This window comes from Bradyrhizobium sp. USDA 4452 (genome assembly GCF_054063575.1).
Genome location: NZ_JBSSGK010000001.1, coordinates 771,901 through 785,261 on the forward strand (window position 1 = coordinate 771,901; position 13,361 = coordinate 785,261).

A 13,361-nucleotide genomic window follows, 5' to 3' on the forward strand; every position below is an offset into this window, starting at 1 on the left:
GGAATCTGGAGCGCCGCATGAAGAAGTCCGAGGCCGAGATCATCCGGGAATATGCCTTCGAAGGCGTCGAGAGCGTCGGCGGCGTCAGCTTCGACGGCAAGCAGGTCTGGTTCGCGGCCGGAGGCCAGCTGATCGCCTTCGATCCCGACAGCGGCAATACCACCCGCACTCTCGATATCGCGGCCCATGCCGGCACCGCGTTCGACGGCAAGCACCTCTATCAGATCGCCGAGGACCGTATCCTGAAGATCGAGCCGAACAGCGGACGCGTGGTGTCCACGATCCCCTCGCCCGGCGGCGGCCGCGACTCGGGGCTTGCCTGGGCGGAAGGCTCGCTGTGGGTCGGCCAGTATCGCGACCGCACCATCGTTCAGGTCGATCCGGAAACCGGCAAGGTTTTGCGCACCATCGAAAGCAACCGGTTCGTCACCGGCGTCTCCTGGGTCGATGGCGAACTCTGGCACGGCACCTGGGAAGAGGACCAGAGCGACGTCAGGCGGATCGATCCGCAGACCGGCGAGGTGATGGAACGGCTCGAGATGCCGAAGGGCGTGTTCGTCTCGGGGCTCGAATCCGACGGCAAGGACCGGTTTCTTCTGCGGCAGCGGCTCGACCAACAACAAGGTGCGCGCCATCCGGCGGCCGAAACGCAGCCGCGCGTGAAGCAGAGGGCTTCACGCGCGCACCAGCCTCACGCCGGCGCCGGCACCGCCGCGGGCCGCGCCGCCATCGGCCGGAAGGTCATCATGATCAGGAACGCGCCGAGGCCGACGGCCCAGGAGCCGACATAGAGCCACGTATAGCTCGCGAAAGTGTCGTAGATCAGGCCGCCGGCCAACGGACCGGTCGCCATGCCGAGGCTGCCGGCCATCGCTGTGCCGCCGATCACGGTGCCAAGCATCCGCAGTGGGAAATTCTCGCGGATCAGCACGGAATACAGCGGCATGGTGCCGGCATAGATGAAGCCGAAGATCGCCGCGACGGCGTAGAACGCGGCAAGCTCGCGCACGAAGACGTAACCGAGCGCGCCGAACGCCTGCGCCAGCAGCCCCAGCACCAGCACGCGCTTGGCGCCGAAACGGTCACCGAGCAGGCCGAAGGCGATGCGGCCGCCCATGCCGGCGAGCCCTTCCACGCTGTAGATCGTCACCGCCGCGACCATCGGAATGCCGCAGGTGACCGCGTAGCTCACCGTGTGGATGATCGGTCCGGAATGGGTGGCGCAGCAGAAGAAATTGGTCGCGATCAGGATGATGAATTGCGGCGAGCGCAGCGCCTGCGCCAATGACATCGGCGGCTCACCGCTCGTGCTCGCCACTTCAGCATGGCCGCCCTGCAGCGCCGGCGGACGGCGCACCAGAAACGAGACCGGGATCATGATCGCGCCGACCACGCCTGAGATGATCAGCATCGACGTCCGCCAGTCCTGATGGGAGATCAGCCAGGCCGCGAGCGGCGACATCGTCATCGGCGCCATGCCCATGCCGGCCGACACCAGCGAGACGGCAAGGCTGCGATGGGTGTCGAACCAGCCGGTGACGCAGGCCATCATCGGGGCGAAGATCGCGGCCGTCGCCGCGCCGACCAGCGCCCCGAACAGAAACTGAAATGCCAGCAGCGACGGTGCCTGGCTTGCCAGTGCGAGGCTCGCCGCCAACACGACCGATCCGGTCAGCACCACCGGGAGCGGCCCGAAGCGGTCGGACAGCGTGCCCCAGATCATGCTGGTGAAGGCCATTGCGAGGAAGCCGATCGTCATCGCGCTGGAGATGCCGGTCACCGACCAGCCGGTCTCCCGCGCCATCGGCTGCAGGAACACCGGCAGCGAAAACATGCCGCCGATCGCGACGCAACCAAGCAGGCCGCCGGCTGCGACAATCACCCAGCGATAGGTCGAGTTGGTCATTCCAGAACTCCCATGCAGCTCGTTCCGGCTGAAAGACGAACGGACCGGCCTGGAACCGACAGCCACCGCACGCGCCAGCTCATTTTTTCGAAGTCGGAAGGCCTCGGCAGTTGAAACGCGATCATGGTGTCGGGCGGCCCCGCGACGGGAGGGGTTCCTTTTTGCGCGCCGCCGGTGTTTCCTCCATCACGGCGGAGAACGGGCATGCAGGGATCGCTGGGAGAGAAGATCGGCGATGGACTTTTCGCTGATGTCTACGCTTGGGCGCCCGGTCAGGTCGTCAAGCTGTCCAAGCCAGGTATCCCGCAATGGGTCGTCCAGCACGAGGCGCAAATGACCCGCGCGGTCTTCGCCGGCGGCGGCCCAGCGCCGGAGGTGCTCGGCGAAGTTGCCCTGGACGGGCGCTTCGGCATCGTGCTGCCGCGGTTCGATGGGCCGACCCTGATGCAGGCTACGCGCACCGGCGCCGTCACGCGTGAACAAGCTGGCGCAATCCTTGCGGCGCTCTGCCTCGCCGTTCACAAGACGCGGCCACCGCCGGACGCACTCTCGTTGCGCGAGGCAATGGACGCCCGATTGCGGTTCGGCGGCAGCGTACTTCCGGAGCGCATCACCACTGGCGTCCTCGCGCTGATCGAGCACCTCGCAGCCGATGACGTGCTGTGCCATTCCGATCTTCACCCCGGCAACGTGATCATGACAGCGCAGGGTCCGAGACTGATCGACTGGCTCGGCGCGACCCGCGCGCCTGCCGCCTACGAGATTGCGCAGTGCCATGTCTTGCTCGCCGAGCTTGGCCCGGACTACGCCGACGATCCGGTGCGGGCCACGGTCAATTCGGCTCTGCAGGCGGAGTATGCGCGGCTGGCCGGCATGCCCCCTGCGGCGCTGACCGCGGCGATGCAGCCCTATTTGCCGATCGTCCGCGTCTTCCTTCTGCTCGGCGGGGCCTTGCCCGAGATGCGGGAGCGGCTGATCCAGCGCGTCGAGGCGGCCCTGCGCTCGGAAGACTGAATTGTGCTTCGCGTGGTGGAGCTTCTAGTCTCGCGCAGGTCGACCTAGCTGACGCCGGCCCAGGGTCCGCCACGGGTCACAAGACGATATCCCAGACGTCAGATTGGGTGTCGGCTTCGCCCCTGAAAGCGGGCGTCGGGCGTGCTGTCAGCGACCAGCCAGATTGCATCCAGGCTGCGGCGTTATGGCGCCGAGCGCACGGACCTGCACCAGTTCCGTCCCTTGCGTCCTGGCGATGAACATGTTCATCGCCACGTGGTGATCCTGGCCGAGCGTCACCGGGCCGGTCGGCGATGCAATGGTGAGACCGGCCATCGCGTCGATGATGGCCTCCTTGTCGAGCTTGCCGGCCCTCTCGGCCGCGGCCTTGAGCGCGATCAGGGTGTTGTAGTGCGTCATCACATAGTTCGACACCGCAACGCCGGGGTTCGCGGCAGCGCGGGCCTTCGCCACGAACGCCCTGACCGCGGGATCCTCGCTCGCCGCGACCGCCGGCACCACCGTGACCATATTCTGGCCCTTGCCGCGGAAGATGAGATCGACCTCGGACAGTCCGAGGAAGGCCACGGTGATGTCCTTCAGCAATCCGGCCTCGTCGGCCTGCCGGATGAAGTCCATGCCGTCGCCCTTCAGCGCAAACAGCAGCACCTTGGCCTTGCTCGCCGCGATCTCCCTGATCAGCGGCGAGAAATCGGACTCGGTCCCCAGCGTATATTTGGTCTCGACCACCTTGCCGCCGAGCCGCTCGATCAAGGGCTGCGCGATGCTGAACATCTGATGCGGCCAGACCCGGTCGGCGCCGAGCAGGAAATACGTGTCGCCGTAGGTCTGCGTCATGTAGGGCAGCAGCTGGCCGAGTTCCTGGTTCGGCACCGCGCCGAACGAAAACAGATAGCGGCTGCATTTGCCGCCCTCGTAATTGGTGGCGTAGAGCAGCGGCGTCTTCGAACTCTCGGCAAGCGGCACCAGCGCATTCAGGTTGCGCGAGGTGATGGGACCGACCACCGCCAGCACGCCGTCTTTCTCGACCAGCGAACGCATCGCCTCGGCGGCCGACTCCGGCCGCGTCTTGTCGTCGGCATAGATCACCTCGACCGGCCTGCCGAGAATGCCGCCCGCGGCGTTGATTTCCCCAGCGGCGAGATCGAGCCCGAGCCTGGCCTGCTGACCGTAGAGCTCGACGCCACCGGAAAACGGCAACACCGCGCCGATACGGATCGGTTCGGCGGGGTCAGCAGCACGTGACGGCTGAAGCGTCGCGCCGCAGAGCACCAGTGCGAGCGTGATGCAGGTGATCGAGCCTGATGCCATGTGCGCCTTCCCTTCGAGCAGAATACAACGATGCTTGATCGAGATTACCGGCGCGGCGCTGAAGAATTCGTCAAGCGCACCTCGTTTGCGTCACATTCGATGCTATGCTCGTCATGCGCGTCGAGACATCTCCGCGCCTTCCCCAGGGCTTCAGGCCTATCGAGCAGCCCGCATCAGCGGGGGCGCCGGCTTGCGCCTTGTGACGATTGATGAAAGGACATCTCTTGAACAGTCGCTTCGTCCTGATCTCCGGCTGCTCCGGCGGCGGAAAATCGACCTTGCTGGCCGAATTGCGCGGACGCGGCTATCCGGTCGTCGAGGAGCCTGGACGCCGCATCATCACCGATGAGCTCGCATCCGGCGGCACGGCGCAGCCCTGGATCGATGCGGCGGCTTTCCTTCGGCGCGCCATCGACGTCGCGCTCAAGGACATGGCGGAGGCCAACGCCTATTCCGGATGGGTGTTCTTCGATCGCGGCCTCGTCGACGCCGCATCCGCGCTGGAGGCATTGACGGGCGAGCCGGTGCTGCATCCGGTCTGCTCCAACCATCGCTACCACGCGCGCGTGTTCATGACGCCGCCATGGCCCGAGATCTACGTTAACGACGCTGAGCGACGGCACAGCTTCGAGGCAGCGACGGCGGAGTATCAGCGGCTGATGGAGACCCTTCCCAGGCTGGGCTACAACGTCATCAGCCTGCCGAAGATATCGCCGTCGGCACGCGCAGACTTCGTGCTGACAACGCTCGGCGGCGTCGAACTGCAAGCGACATGATGACACTCCTAGAACAACGTCCCGCCTCGGAATCTGAACTCCTACGCGATGGCCGGTTGCACCGTGGCGAAAATGCGGACGACGCGGCGCGTATACAGCGCGTTACAATTTGGTACGGCAGCGCGGTGCGCCGGCACGCCGCCGCCGCAGCCTCAGGCCTTCTTCGAATCGCCGCGCGTGTGATTCAGCAGATTGTCACGCAGCCTGACCACACTCTTCTGCACGATCGGAAACTCGTCGCCGAGCCCGGTGGCCTCGACCAGCGACGCGTTGATCTCCTTGTCGAGCAGGCGCCGGCCGGCTGCCGTCAGGCTCACCCGCACCTGCCGCTCGTCGGCGGGATCTCTGACGCGGCTGATGTAACCGCTCTGCTCCAGTTTCTTCAGGATCGGCGTCAGCGTGTTGGATTCCAGGAACAGCTTCTCGCCGAGCTCGCTCACGGTCTGGTCGTCGGCCTCCGACAGCGCGATCAGGGCAATGTACTGGGTGTAGGTCAGGCCGACCGCGTCGAGGATCGGCTTGTAAGCGCGGCCGAAGGCCAGATTGGCCGAATAGACCGCAAAGCATAGAAAATTCGAGAGTTTTCGGCCTTTGGCCTCGGCCTTGGGGTAGCGGGTCACGGGCGCCTCCGGAGTTTGTGAAGTCCCAATCCATATAAATCGCATCCGATTAAATCGGAAGTGCTTGACATAGTCCAGTGCCGGAACTAATTCAACGCGCATCCGATTAGATCGGATACGATCTAACTTTATCCAAAAGGAGCGCATCATGACTGCCAATGCCAAGGTCCTTGTCACCGGAAAGACCCACGTCACCGCCGGCCCGAACGGCGCCGCCCGCTCAGGCGACGGCTTCCTCGACGTCAAGCTGCCGCAGCCGCACCCGGCCGCGGAGAACCTGTTCGCCGCCGCCTGGTCGGCTTGCTACATCGGCGCGATCCAGCTCGCCGCCGGACAGCGCAAGGTCAAGCTGGCGAGCGAGCCCGAGGTCGATGCCGAGATCGATCTGAACCAGGCCGGCAGTTCGTTCTTCCTGAGCGCACGCCTCAACGTCCGCGTTCCCGGCGTCGAGCGCGAGGTTGCGCAGCAGCTGATCGAAGCCGCGCACGGCATCTGCCCCTACTCCAAGGCAGTCCACGGCAACATCGACGTCGCGACCACCCTTCTCTGAAGCAGAGAGATGACGACCACCGACGCGGGCCGGCGCCTTGCCGGTTCGCGGTCGGGCACGTCCGGAAGACAAACCCAGGAGTTGAAGATGACGCGCAAGCTGATGATTGCGACGCGCCTGGTCGCAAGAGCAGCCCTGATCGTTGGAAGTTTCCTGACGACACCGACTGCCCAAGCTCAACCGCCGGCCGACTTCACGCGAACCGATTTGCAGCACCACGACCTCAGCGCGCCCGGACGCGAAGCCGTCCAGGTGCGTGTCGATATCGCGCCCGGCAAGGCATTCGGCCGCCATACGCATCCCGGCGAGGAGATCATCTATGTGCTCGCCGGGACGCTCGAATATGATGTCGACGGCAGAGCGCCGGCAACGCTGAAGGCGGGCGACGTGCTGTTCATTCCCGCAGGCACGATCCATGCGGCGAAGAACGTCGGCAACGTCACCGCCAGCGAGCTTGCGACCTATATCGTCGAGAAAGACAAGCCGCTGCTGACCCTCGTGAAGTGAATGTCGGCGGCCCGCCCCTTTCCGGGGGCGAGCGCGACGACGTCAGGTTCACTTGGTGCCCTGGGCTTCGGCCTGCCGCATCGGCCGCGCGTTGAAGATCAGGAAGCTGATCGCGGCCATGATCCATACGCCGATGCCGCCATAGAGCATCACCCAGCCAAAGCCGCTGGCCAGCGCCTGGTGTACGACAGCCCCTGTCAGTTCGGGCGCGGATACGGCATCGCCGGCCGCGATCCGTTCCGCGATGACGCGAAGCTGCGCGCCATCCAGCGCGGGCAATACGGCCTTCAAATGCGCCAGCACGCCGCTCGCCAGGATGAAGCCCATCAAGGCGATGTTGACCGAAAGCGAGACCATCCGCGCGCTCATGTCGATGCCAGAGGCCATGCCGGCGCGGTCGCTCGAGACCGAGCCCGTCGTCGTGTTGGTCACCGGCGTATTGGTGATGCCGAGGCCAATTCCGGCGATCAGACAGCCTGGCAGCATTGCCAGCCAGTCGGGCTGCGCGGCGGCGCTGCCGAACTTCATCAGCATGAAGCCGATGCCGATGGTGAACAGCCCCGCGGGGATGATCAGGCCGGGCTGATAGCGCAGCGACAGCCGCTCGGCGAAGGGCGGCATCACCAGCGTCGGCAGCGTGTAGGCCAGCAGCGCAAGGCCGGCGGACACGCTGTCATAGCCAAGGCCGGCGTGAAACCAGATCGGCAGATAGATCATGAACGGCCAGTAGCTGAGGTTCATCGCGGCCGAGCCGACGATCGAGCCGGAGAACGCCGGGATCCGAAACACCGAAAAATCGAACATCGGACGCCGGCTGATTCTTTCGGCAACCAGGAACGCGATGAAGCTCAGTGCGGAGACACCGAGGATCGCGAGCCCCTTCGGGCTGGCGAAGCCGAGATCCGGCCCCTGCGTGATGTAGAAGGCGAGGCAGAACACCGCGAGCGACATCGTGACGATGCCGGCAACATCGAGGCTGCTCGCCTTCGGGTCCTTCGATTCATGGACGCCGCCGATCGTGAGCACGAACGCGACCGCTGCGAACAACACATGGACCAGGAACACCCATTCCCAGCTCAGCAGCGCGACGACGGCGCCGCCGATGATCGGCCCGAAGCCGAGACCGATGCCGAAGATCACGCCCCACCAGCCCCAGGCAACGGCGCGTACCCGCCCGCCCTGGAATTCGTGCGACAGCACGGCGATCTGGCAGATCAAAAGCGCGCCGCCGCTCAGCCCCTGCAGCAACCGGGCGATGATCAGCATTTCGACGCTCGAGGCGACACCGCAGATCAGCGAGGTGATGCCGAACGCCGCGATCGCGACCAGGAAGATGCGCTTCCGCCCATAGCGATCAGCGATCGTCCCGATCGCCATCAGCACCGTGGTCACCGCGATCGTGTAGGCGTTCATGATCCATTGCAGCGACTTGAAGTCGGCATGCAACACCCGCTCCAGCGTCGGCAGGATCGCGGGGATGCTGGATATCTCCAATCCGAACATCAGGCAGGCAAGGCATACGGCGGACAACACGACAGCGCCGCGGCGGCTCAGTTCAGTAGACATGATCAGGCCTTTTGTTATGGCAAGCCAACGGGATACCGCACGCTGTTGCCAGGGTGCTGGCAGCAGCGACGGTCGATCGACTCACGATGTATTGAGGCAGCAACGGCAGGAATCGGGTGGCGGCGGCGCTTCACGGCCAAAAGCTAATCACGGCTTGAGCATTGTTGAATTGGATGACTAGATATTTCAGAGACAACAATTCCGGATGACTGACATGACCACCCTCGACGTCGACGCCGTGAAGGCTTTCGTGACCATCGCAGATCTCAAGAGCTTCACACGCGCCGCCGACGCGCTCGGCACCACGCAAGGGGCGATCAGCGTCAAGCTGAGGCGGCTGGAAGACCGGGTCGGCCAGAAGCTGGTCGAGCGAACCCCGCGGCTGGTGCGCCTCTCGGTGCAGGGAGCCGCATTCCTCGAGTCCGCGCGCGCCTTCCTTGCCGCACACGATCGCGCGGTCGCCGGGCTGTCGTCCGTTCGCCGCCGCTTCTCATTGGGGATCGCGACCCACGTCGGCGCGCCCGAGCTTCCGACCTTGCTGGCGCGGCTCAATGCGCATGATCCGGCACTGACGATCGAGGTCCGGCTCGACGATGCCCGTGACCTGCTGGAGGCCTTCGATCGCGGGACGATCGACGCCGTGATCGTGTTCCGGGATGACGATCGGCGCGACGGCGAGGTTCTGGGACCCGATCATTTCGGCTGGTTCGCCACGCCGAACTTTGTCCATCGCAAGGGCGAGCCATTTCGATTGGCGGCCTCCTCGCCGTCTTGTGGAATCCTCAACACCGCGACCCATGCGCTCGACACGGCAGGGTTGCCGTGGACCGAAACCTTCCTTGGCTGCGGAGCCTTTGCCGTCGCCGAAGCCGTCTCGGCTGGCCTTGCGATCTCGGTGTTCTCGCGCCGGGTCGTCCCGCCGGGCGCGGTCGAGGTCACCGAGAAGTTCGGCCTCCCCGCGCTGCCTCCATCCGAGATCATGCTGCTGTCGAAATTGTCGGACGCGAAGTCGCGTGCGACGCTGAAAACGTTGGCGAGCGCCTTTCGCGAACATCACCGTCCGCCTGCGGATCGCCCGGCACGGGATCTCCGCATCGTCACCGAAGCGGCCGGGTCCTGATCGATTGGCGCGCCCTGCCCGCTACCGCCGCGCGTGGCCGGCTCGCCTGCCCTCGAACAGCGCGCGCTCCGACACCAGCGCCTTGGCCAGGAAATCGAGCGTGGCGCGGATGCGCGCGGTGCGTTTGAGATCGTCATGCGTCAGCAGCCACAGCGCCGAGCGCGGCTCGGCGAGCGCCTTCGGTGTCAGGCGGCGCAGCGCCGGCGCGGGATCGCCGACATAGCAGGGAAGCAACGCAAGCCCCAGTCCCGCCGCCGCCGCATCGCACAGCGCCGGAAGCGCATCGACGCGGCACGCGAAGCGCGCCGGGCGCAGGTTGTCGCGCATCCAGCCGGCGATCACGGTTCCCGCCAGCGCATCGTCGAGCCCGACCCAGTCGTGTGCCGACAGATCCTTGTCATTGCGCCGCGCGAGATAGGCCCGCGATCCGTAGACCGCATGGGCAATATCGGCGACGCGCCGTCCGACCAGCAGTTCGGACGGCGCCGGCGTCGGCCGGATCGCGATCTCGGCCTCGCGGCGGGTCAGATTCGCCATCGCATTGGAGATGATGATTTCCGGCTCGATCTCCGGATGCGCAGCACGCATCGCGGGCAGATGCCGCATCAGCACCGCGCCGAGCGTATCGGTCGTGGTGATCCGGACCGGGCCTGATGGCCTGAGGTCCTGTCCCGCCAACCTGCGCTCAAGCGCGATTACCTCATCCTCGAGCCGCGCCGCCGAAGCCGCCGCGGTCTCGCCGGCGGGGGTCGGCGCGTAACCATCGCGGAAGCGCTCGAACAGGCGTGTTCCGATCGCTGCTTCGATCGTGCCGAGGCGGCGGAACACGGTCGAATGCGTCACGCCCAGTCTGCGCGCTGCCCCGGATAGGCTGCCCTCGCGCGCTACCGCGAGAACGCTGTGCATTTTTGCAAACTCGGTTCGCAGAGTTGGCGAATACCTTATCACGAACGGACAAGCCATCTTCCCGAAAAGTTCGGCCGACGGGCGCACCTCGAGTGCCGCACCGGCGACGCGGAGGAGCTGGCAGGTGACAAGCGAAACCACCGAGACGTTGCAGCTGCACGACACAAGGCCGGCAACGGTCGACCCGCGGCGATGGCTGGCGCTGCCCGTGCTTCTTACCGGCGCCTTCCTGCCGATCCTCGATTTCAACGTCGTCAACCTCGCGCTGCCGGCCATTCGCGACGATCTCGGCGCCACCCCAGGCGAAGTGCAGTTCGTGATCTCGGCCTATGCTGCGACCTACGCAGTGTTCCTGATCACCGGCGGCCGGCTCGGCGACCTGCTCGGCCGGCGGCGCATGTTCCTGACCGGCGTCGCCGGCTTCACGATCGCGTCGGTGCTGTGCGGCATCGCATGGTCGCCGGACGTGCTGGTCGCCGGGCGAATCCTGCAAGGCCTCACCGCGACCGTGATGGCGCCGCAGGTGCTCGCCTCGATCCGCGTGCTGTTTCCGGCGGCCGAACAGGGCCGCGCGCTCGGCTTCTATGGCGCAACGTTCGGTCTTGCCAACATCTGCGGCCAGGTGCTCGGCGGCGTCCTGGTCTCGGCCCATCCGTTTGGCCTCGCCTGGCAAGCGATCTTCCTGATCAACGTGCCGATCGGCCTTGCCGCCTTCATTGGCGGACTGCTGTTCCTCACGGACTCGCGCGCCGAGCATGCGCAGCGGCTCGACGTCGGCGGCGTCATCCTGCTCTCGTTGACGCTGGGCTTGCTGGTCTATCCGTTGATCGAGGGCCGGGAGTCCGGCTGGCCTATCTGGATCGTCGCGATGCTGCTGGCCTCTCCGCTGATGCTCGCCGCCTTCGTCCGCTTCGAGGCGCGCCTCGCACGGCGCGGCGGCGACCCGCTGGTCGCGCTTCACCTTCTACGCAACAGCGATTTCGTCATCGGGCTGGTGATGGCGCTCGCCTTCTACATGCTGTCGTCGTTCTACCTCACCTTTGCGGTCTACCTGCAAAGCGGGCTGCATTTTTCCCCGCTGGCGGCCGGCCTCGCCACCCTGCCCTTTGCCACCGGCTTCTTCGTGAGTTCGCTGGTGTCGTCGCTGGTGATGCAGTGGCTCGGCGCGCGCACGCTGACGCTGGGCTTTGCGCTCCAGGTCATCGGCTTCGGTGTCGTGATGCTGTCGGTTAGTGGCATGTTGCCACAAAGCGCTGAATTCGGCCTGATCTGCGGCGGGCTCGGCTTCGGCACCGTGATGCCGTCGGTGATCAAGGCCGTGATCGGCAGCATCGAGCCGCGTCACGCCGGGCTGGCATCCGGGATGATGATCTCGACCTTCCAGATCGGCGCCGCACTCGGCGTCGCCATCATCGGCGGCATCTTCTACAGCCTGCTCGGACCGTGTCCGCAGGCCGGCGACTATGCACACGCTTTCACGATCGCGCTCGGCTGCAATGTCGCGCTGCTGGCGCTCGGCGGCTGGCTATCGCTGTGGCTGCCACGCGAGCCGGCGGCAGCCTGAGATCGCAGCGACCGATGGTGAATGCCATGAAGCTCATGATCAACGGTCTCTGGCGCGGCGATATCGATCCGACGCCCGAACTCAAGGCGCAACAGATGATCCATGCCGGCCGCTTTCGCGACCGCATCACCGCAGACGGTGCGTCGGGTTTCCGCGCCGAGCCGCGGCGCTATCACCTCTATGCCTCGCCGGCCTGCCCGTTCTCGCACCGGGTCCTGATCGTGCGCGCGCTCAAGCAACTGGAGGACATCGTCGGCCTCTCCGTCCTGCATCCGCATTGGGACACGCCCGACGGCTAGAGCTTTGCGGACACCGCCCTGTCGACCATCGACAATGCGGACAACGGCTTCCTGCATCTGCACGAGGCCTATCGCGCCTCGGCACCGAACTATACCGGTAAGGTCACCGTTCCGGTGCTGTGGGATCGCCACTCCCGCCGCATCGTCAGCAATGAATCGCTCGAGATCGCAGCAATGCTGAACGACGCATTCGATGCGATCACCGGCGATCGCGTTCTCGATCTCTGCCCGGCCGAGCTGAAGCCCGCGATGGACGACCTGAACGGCGAGATCGCACGCCGCTTGTCGGTCGGCGTCTACGCGGTGGCCGGCGCGACGCATCAACGCGGATACACCGCCGCGATGGATCAGCTATTCGGCTTTCTCGACGAGCTCGACGACCGGCTAAGCGATGGCCGCCGATTTTGCCTCGGCGAACGGCCAACGCTGGCCGATGTCCTGGTCTATTCGACGCTGGTGCGCTTCGATGCCGTGTACAATCCGCTGTTCCGCGCAAGCCGCAGGCGGCTCGTCGACTATCGGCACCTGCCGGATTTATTGAGGCGCGTCCACGCCCTTCCCGGCGTCGCTGCCACGCTGCGTTACGACCATATCCTCACACACTACTACGACGGCGATTGGGCGATCGCGACCCGCCGCGGCATCGTGCCGGAGCTTCCGGAGATGAATTGGCTTGCCTCGCACCAGACATGACGAATGGGAGAATGCCCATGAGCACACCATTGTACGACGCCTCGGTTCCGGTGTTCCGGCAGATGCTCGACGCGCTTGCCAATCTTCTGCGCAAGGGCGAGGCCCACGCCCGCGAACGCGGTCTCGATCCCGATGCCATGCTCGCGGCGCGGCTGGCGCCGGACATGCTGACGCTGGTCGGTCAGGTGCAACGGGCCAGCGATCACGCCAAGGGCGCCGCCGGGCGGCTCGCCGGTCTGAAGCCGCCGCCCTTTGCCGACGGCGAGCAGCGCCTCGCCGAGGCCTACGCAAGGATATCGCGAACGCTCGACTACATCGACAAGGTCCCGGTTCGGGCATTCGAGCGGGCGGCGGAACGGGTCATCACCTTGCCCTTCGGCGTCCCGCCAATGCCGTCAGCGCGCTATCTGTATGGCTTCGCGCTGCCAAGCCTGTTCTTCCACGTCACGACCGCCTACGCCATCCTGCGCCATCGCGGCGTGCCGCTCGGCAAGCGTGACTTCCTCGGCAACTACCTCTCGGAATGACT

At 65.7% G+C, this 13,361-nt stretch carries 14 protein-coding genes and 1 pseudogene; 10 read left to right on the forward strand and 5 right to left on the reverse strand.

What is annotated here, in order from left to right:
• The first annotated feature begins 17 nt into the window (after positions 1-17).
• A pseudogene (locus ACVISU_RS04005) lies at positions 18-663 on the forward strand (Vgb family protein).
• 28 nt (positions 664-691) lie between these two features.
• Here ACVISU_RS04005 and ACVISU_RS04010 read toward each other — a convergent pair.
• On the reverse strand, positions 692-1,906 hold the full coding sequence (locus tag ACVISU_RS04010; RefSeq protein ID WP_456706073.1) for an MFS transporter: 1,215 nt from the start codon (positions 1,904-1,906) through the stop codon (positions 692-694).
• Positions 1,907-2,110: 204 nt separating this feature from the next.
• Here ACVISU_RS04010 and ACVISU_RS04015 point away from each other — a divergent pair, with 204 nt between their 5' ends.
• Positions 2,111-2,920 carry an aminoglycoside phosphotransferase family protein gene (locus tag ACVISU_RS04015; protein WP_456706074.1) on the forward strand — a complete coding sequence of 270 codons (810 nt, stop codon included), beginning with the start codon at positions 2,111-2,113 and terminating at the stop codon, positions 2,918-2,920.
• A gap of 147 nt (positions 2,921-3,067) precedes the next feature.
• On the opposite strand, the gene ACVISU_RS04020 is transcribed toward ACVISU_RS04015, so the two are convergent.
• Entirely contained in the window at positions 3,068-4,231 is a 1,164-nt protein-coding gene (locus ACVISU_RS04020; protein ID WP_456706075.1) for an ABC transporter substrate-binding protein, read from the reverse strand.
• A gap of 209 nt (positions 4,232-4,440) precedes the next feature.
• Between ACVISU_RS04020 and ACVISU_RS04025 the strand changes: the two genes are divergently transcribed.
• Positions 4,441-5,007 (forward strand): AAA family ATPase, encoded by a 567-nt coding sequence (locus tag ACVISU_RS04025; RefSeq protein ID WP_456706076.1) that lies wholly within the window; start codon positions 4,441-4,443, stop codon positions 5,005-5,007.
• 152 nt (positions 5,008-5,159) lie between these two features.
• Here the strand turns inward: ACVISU_RS04025 and ACVISU_RS04030 are convergent, their stop codons facing one another.
• Positions 5,160-5,627 carry a MarR family winged helix-turn-helix transcriptional regulator gene (locus ACVISU_RS04030; protein ID WP_456706077.1) on the reverse strand — a complete coding sequence of 156 codons (468 nt, stop codon included), beginning with the start codon at positions 5,625-5,627 and terminating at the stop codon, positions 5,160-5,162.
• A gap of 148 nt (positions 5,628-5,775) precedes the next feature.
• Between ACVISU_RS04030 and ACVISU_RS04035 the strand changes: the two genes are divergently transcribed.
• Positions 5,776-6,177: an Ohr family peroxiredoxin gene (locus ACVISU_RS04035; RefSeq protein WP_050406505.1), complete on the forward strand. Its 402-nt coding sequence runs from the start codon at positions 5,776-5,778 to the stop codon at positions 6,175-6,177.
• Between the two features lie 102 nt (positions 6,178-6,279).
• Entirely contained in the window at positions 6,280-6,684 is a 405-nt protein-coding gene (locus tag ACVISU_RS04040; RefSeq protein WP_050406611.1) for a cupin domain-containing protein, read from the forward strand.
• A gap of 48 nt (positions 6,685-6,732) precedes the next feature.
• On the opposite strand, the gene ACVISU_RS04045 is transcribed toward ACVISU_RS04040, so the two are convergent.
• Positions 6,733-8,250: an MFS transporter gene (locus ACVISU_RS04045; protein WP_456706078.1), complete on the reverse strand. Its 1,518-nt coding sequence runs from the start codon at positions 8,248-8,250 to the stop codon at positions 6,733-6,735.
• A gap of 214 nt (positions 8,251-8,464) precedes the next feature.
• On the opposite strand from ACVISU_RS04045, the gene ACVISU_RS04050 reads away from it, so the two are divergent.
• Entirely contained in the window at positions 8,465-9,370 is a 906-nt protein-coding gene (locus ACVISU_RS04050; protein WP_050406612.1) for a LysR family transcriptional regulator, read from the forward strand.
• 21 nt (positions 9,371-9,391) lie between these two features.
• Here ACVISU_RS04050 and ACVISU_RS04055 read toward each other — a convergent pair whose 3' ends face one another.
• Positions 9,392-10,333, reverse strand: a complete 942-nt coding sequence (locus tag ACVISU_RS04055) for a LysR family transcriptional regulator (RefSeq protein ID WP_456710752.1) — start codon at positions 10,331-10,333, stop codon at positions 9,392-9,394.
• Positions 10,334-10,400: 67 nt separating this feature from the next.
• On the opposite strand from ACVISU_RS04055, the gene ACVISU_RS04060 reads away from it, so the two are divergent.
• The 4 genes from ACVISU_RS04060 to ACVISU_RS04075 all read left to right on the forward strand — a co-directional run bounded on the left by ACVISU_RS04060 (position 10,401) and on the right by ACVISU_RS04075 (position 13,359).
• Complete coding sequence (locus ACVISU_RS04060) at positions 10,401-11,840, forward strand: MFS transporter (protein ID WP_456706079.1); 1,440 nt, start codon at positions 10,401-10,403, stop codon at positions 11,838-11,840.
• Between the two features lie 26 nt (positions 11,841-11,866).
• Positions 11,867-12,139, forward strand: coding sequence for a hypothetical protein (locus ACVISU_RS04065; protein ID WP_456706080.1), 273 nt, complete (start codon positions 11,867-11,869; stop codon positions 12,137-12,139).
• A gap of 174 nt (positions 12,140-12,313) precedes the next feature.
• Positions 12,314-12,832, forward strand: coding sequence for a glutathione S-transferase C-terminal domain-containing protein (locus ACVISU_RS04070; RefSeq protein WP_456706081.1), 519 nt, complete (start codon positions 12,314-12,316; stop codon positions 12,830-12,832).
• A gap of 17 nt (positions 12,833-12,849) precedes the next feature.
• The gene (locus tag ACVISU_RS04075) at positions 12,850-13,359 is read left to right on the forward strand and encodes a DUF1993 domain-containing protein (RefSeq protein WP_456706082.1); all 510 of its coding nucleotides are present in this window, start codon (positions 12,850-12,852) and stop codon (positions 13,357-13,359) included.
• Positions 13,360-13,361: the final 2 nt, after the last annotated feature.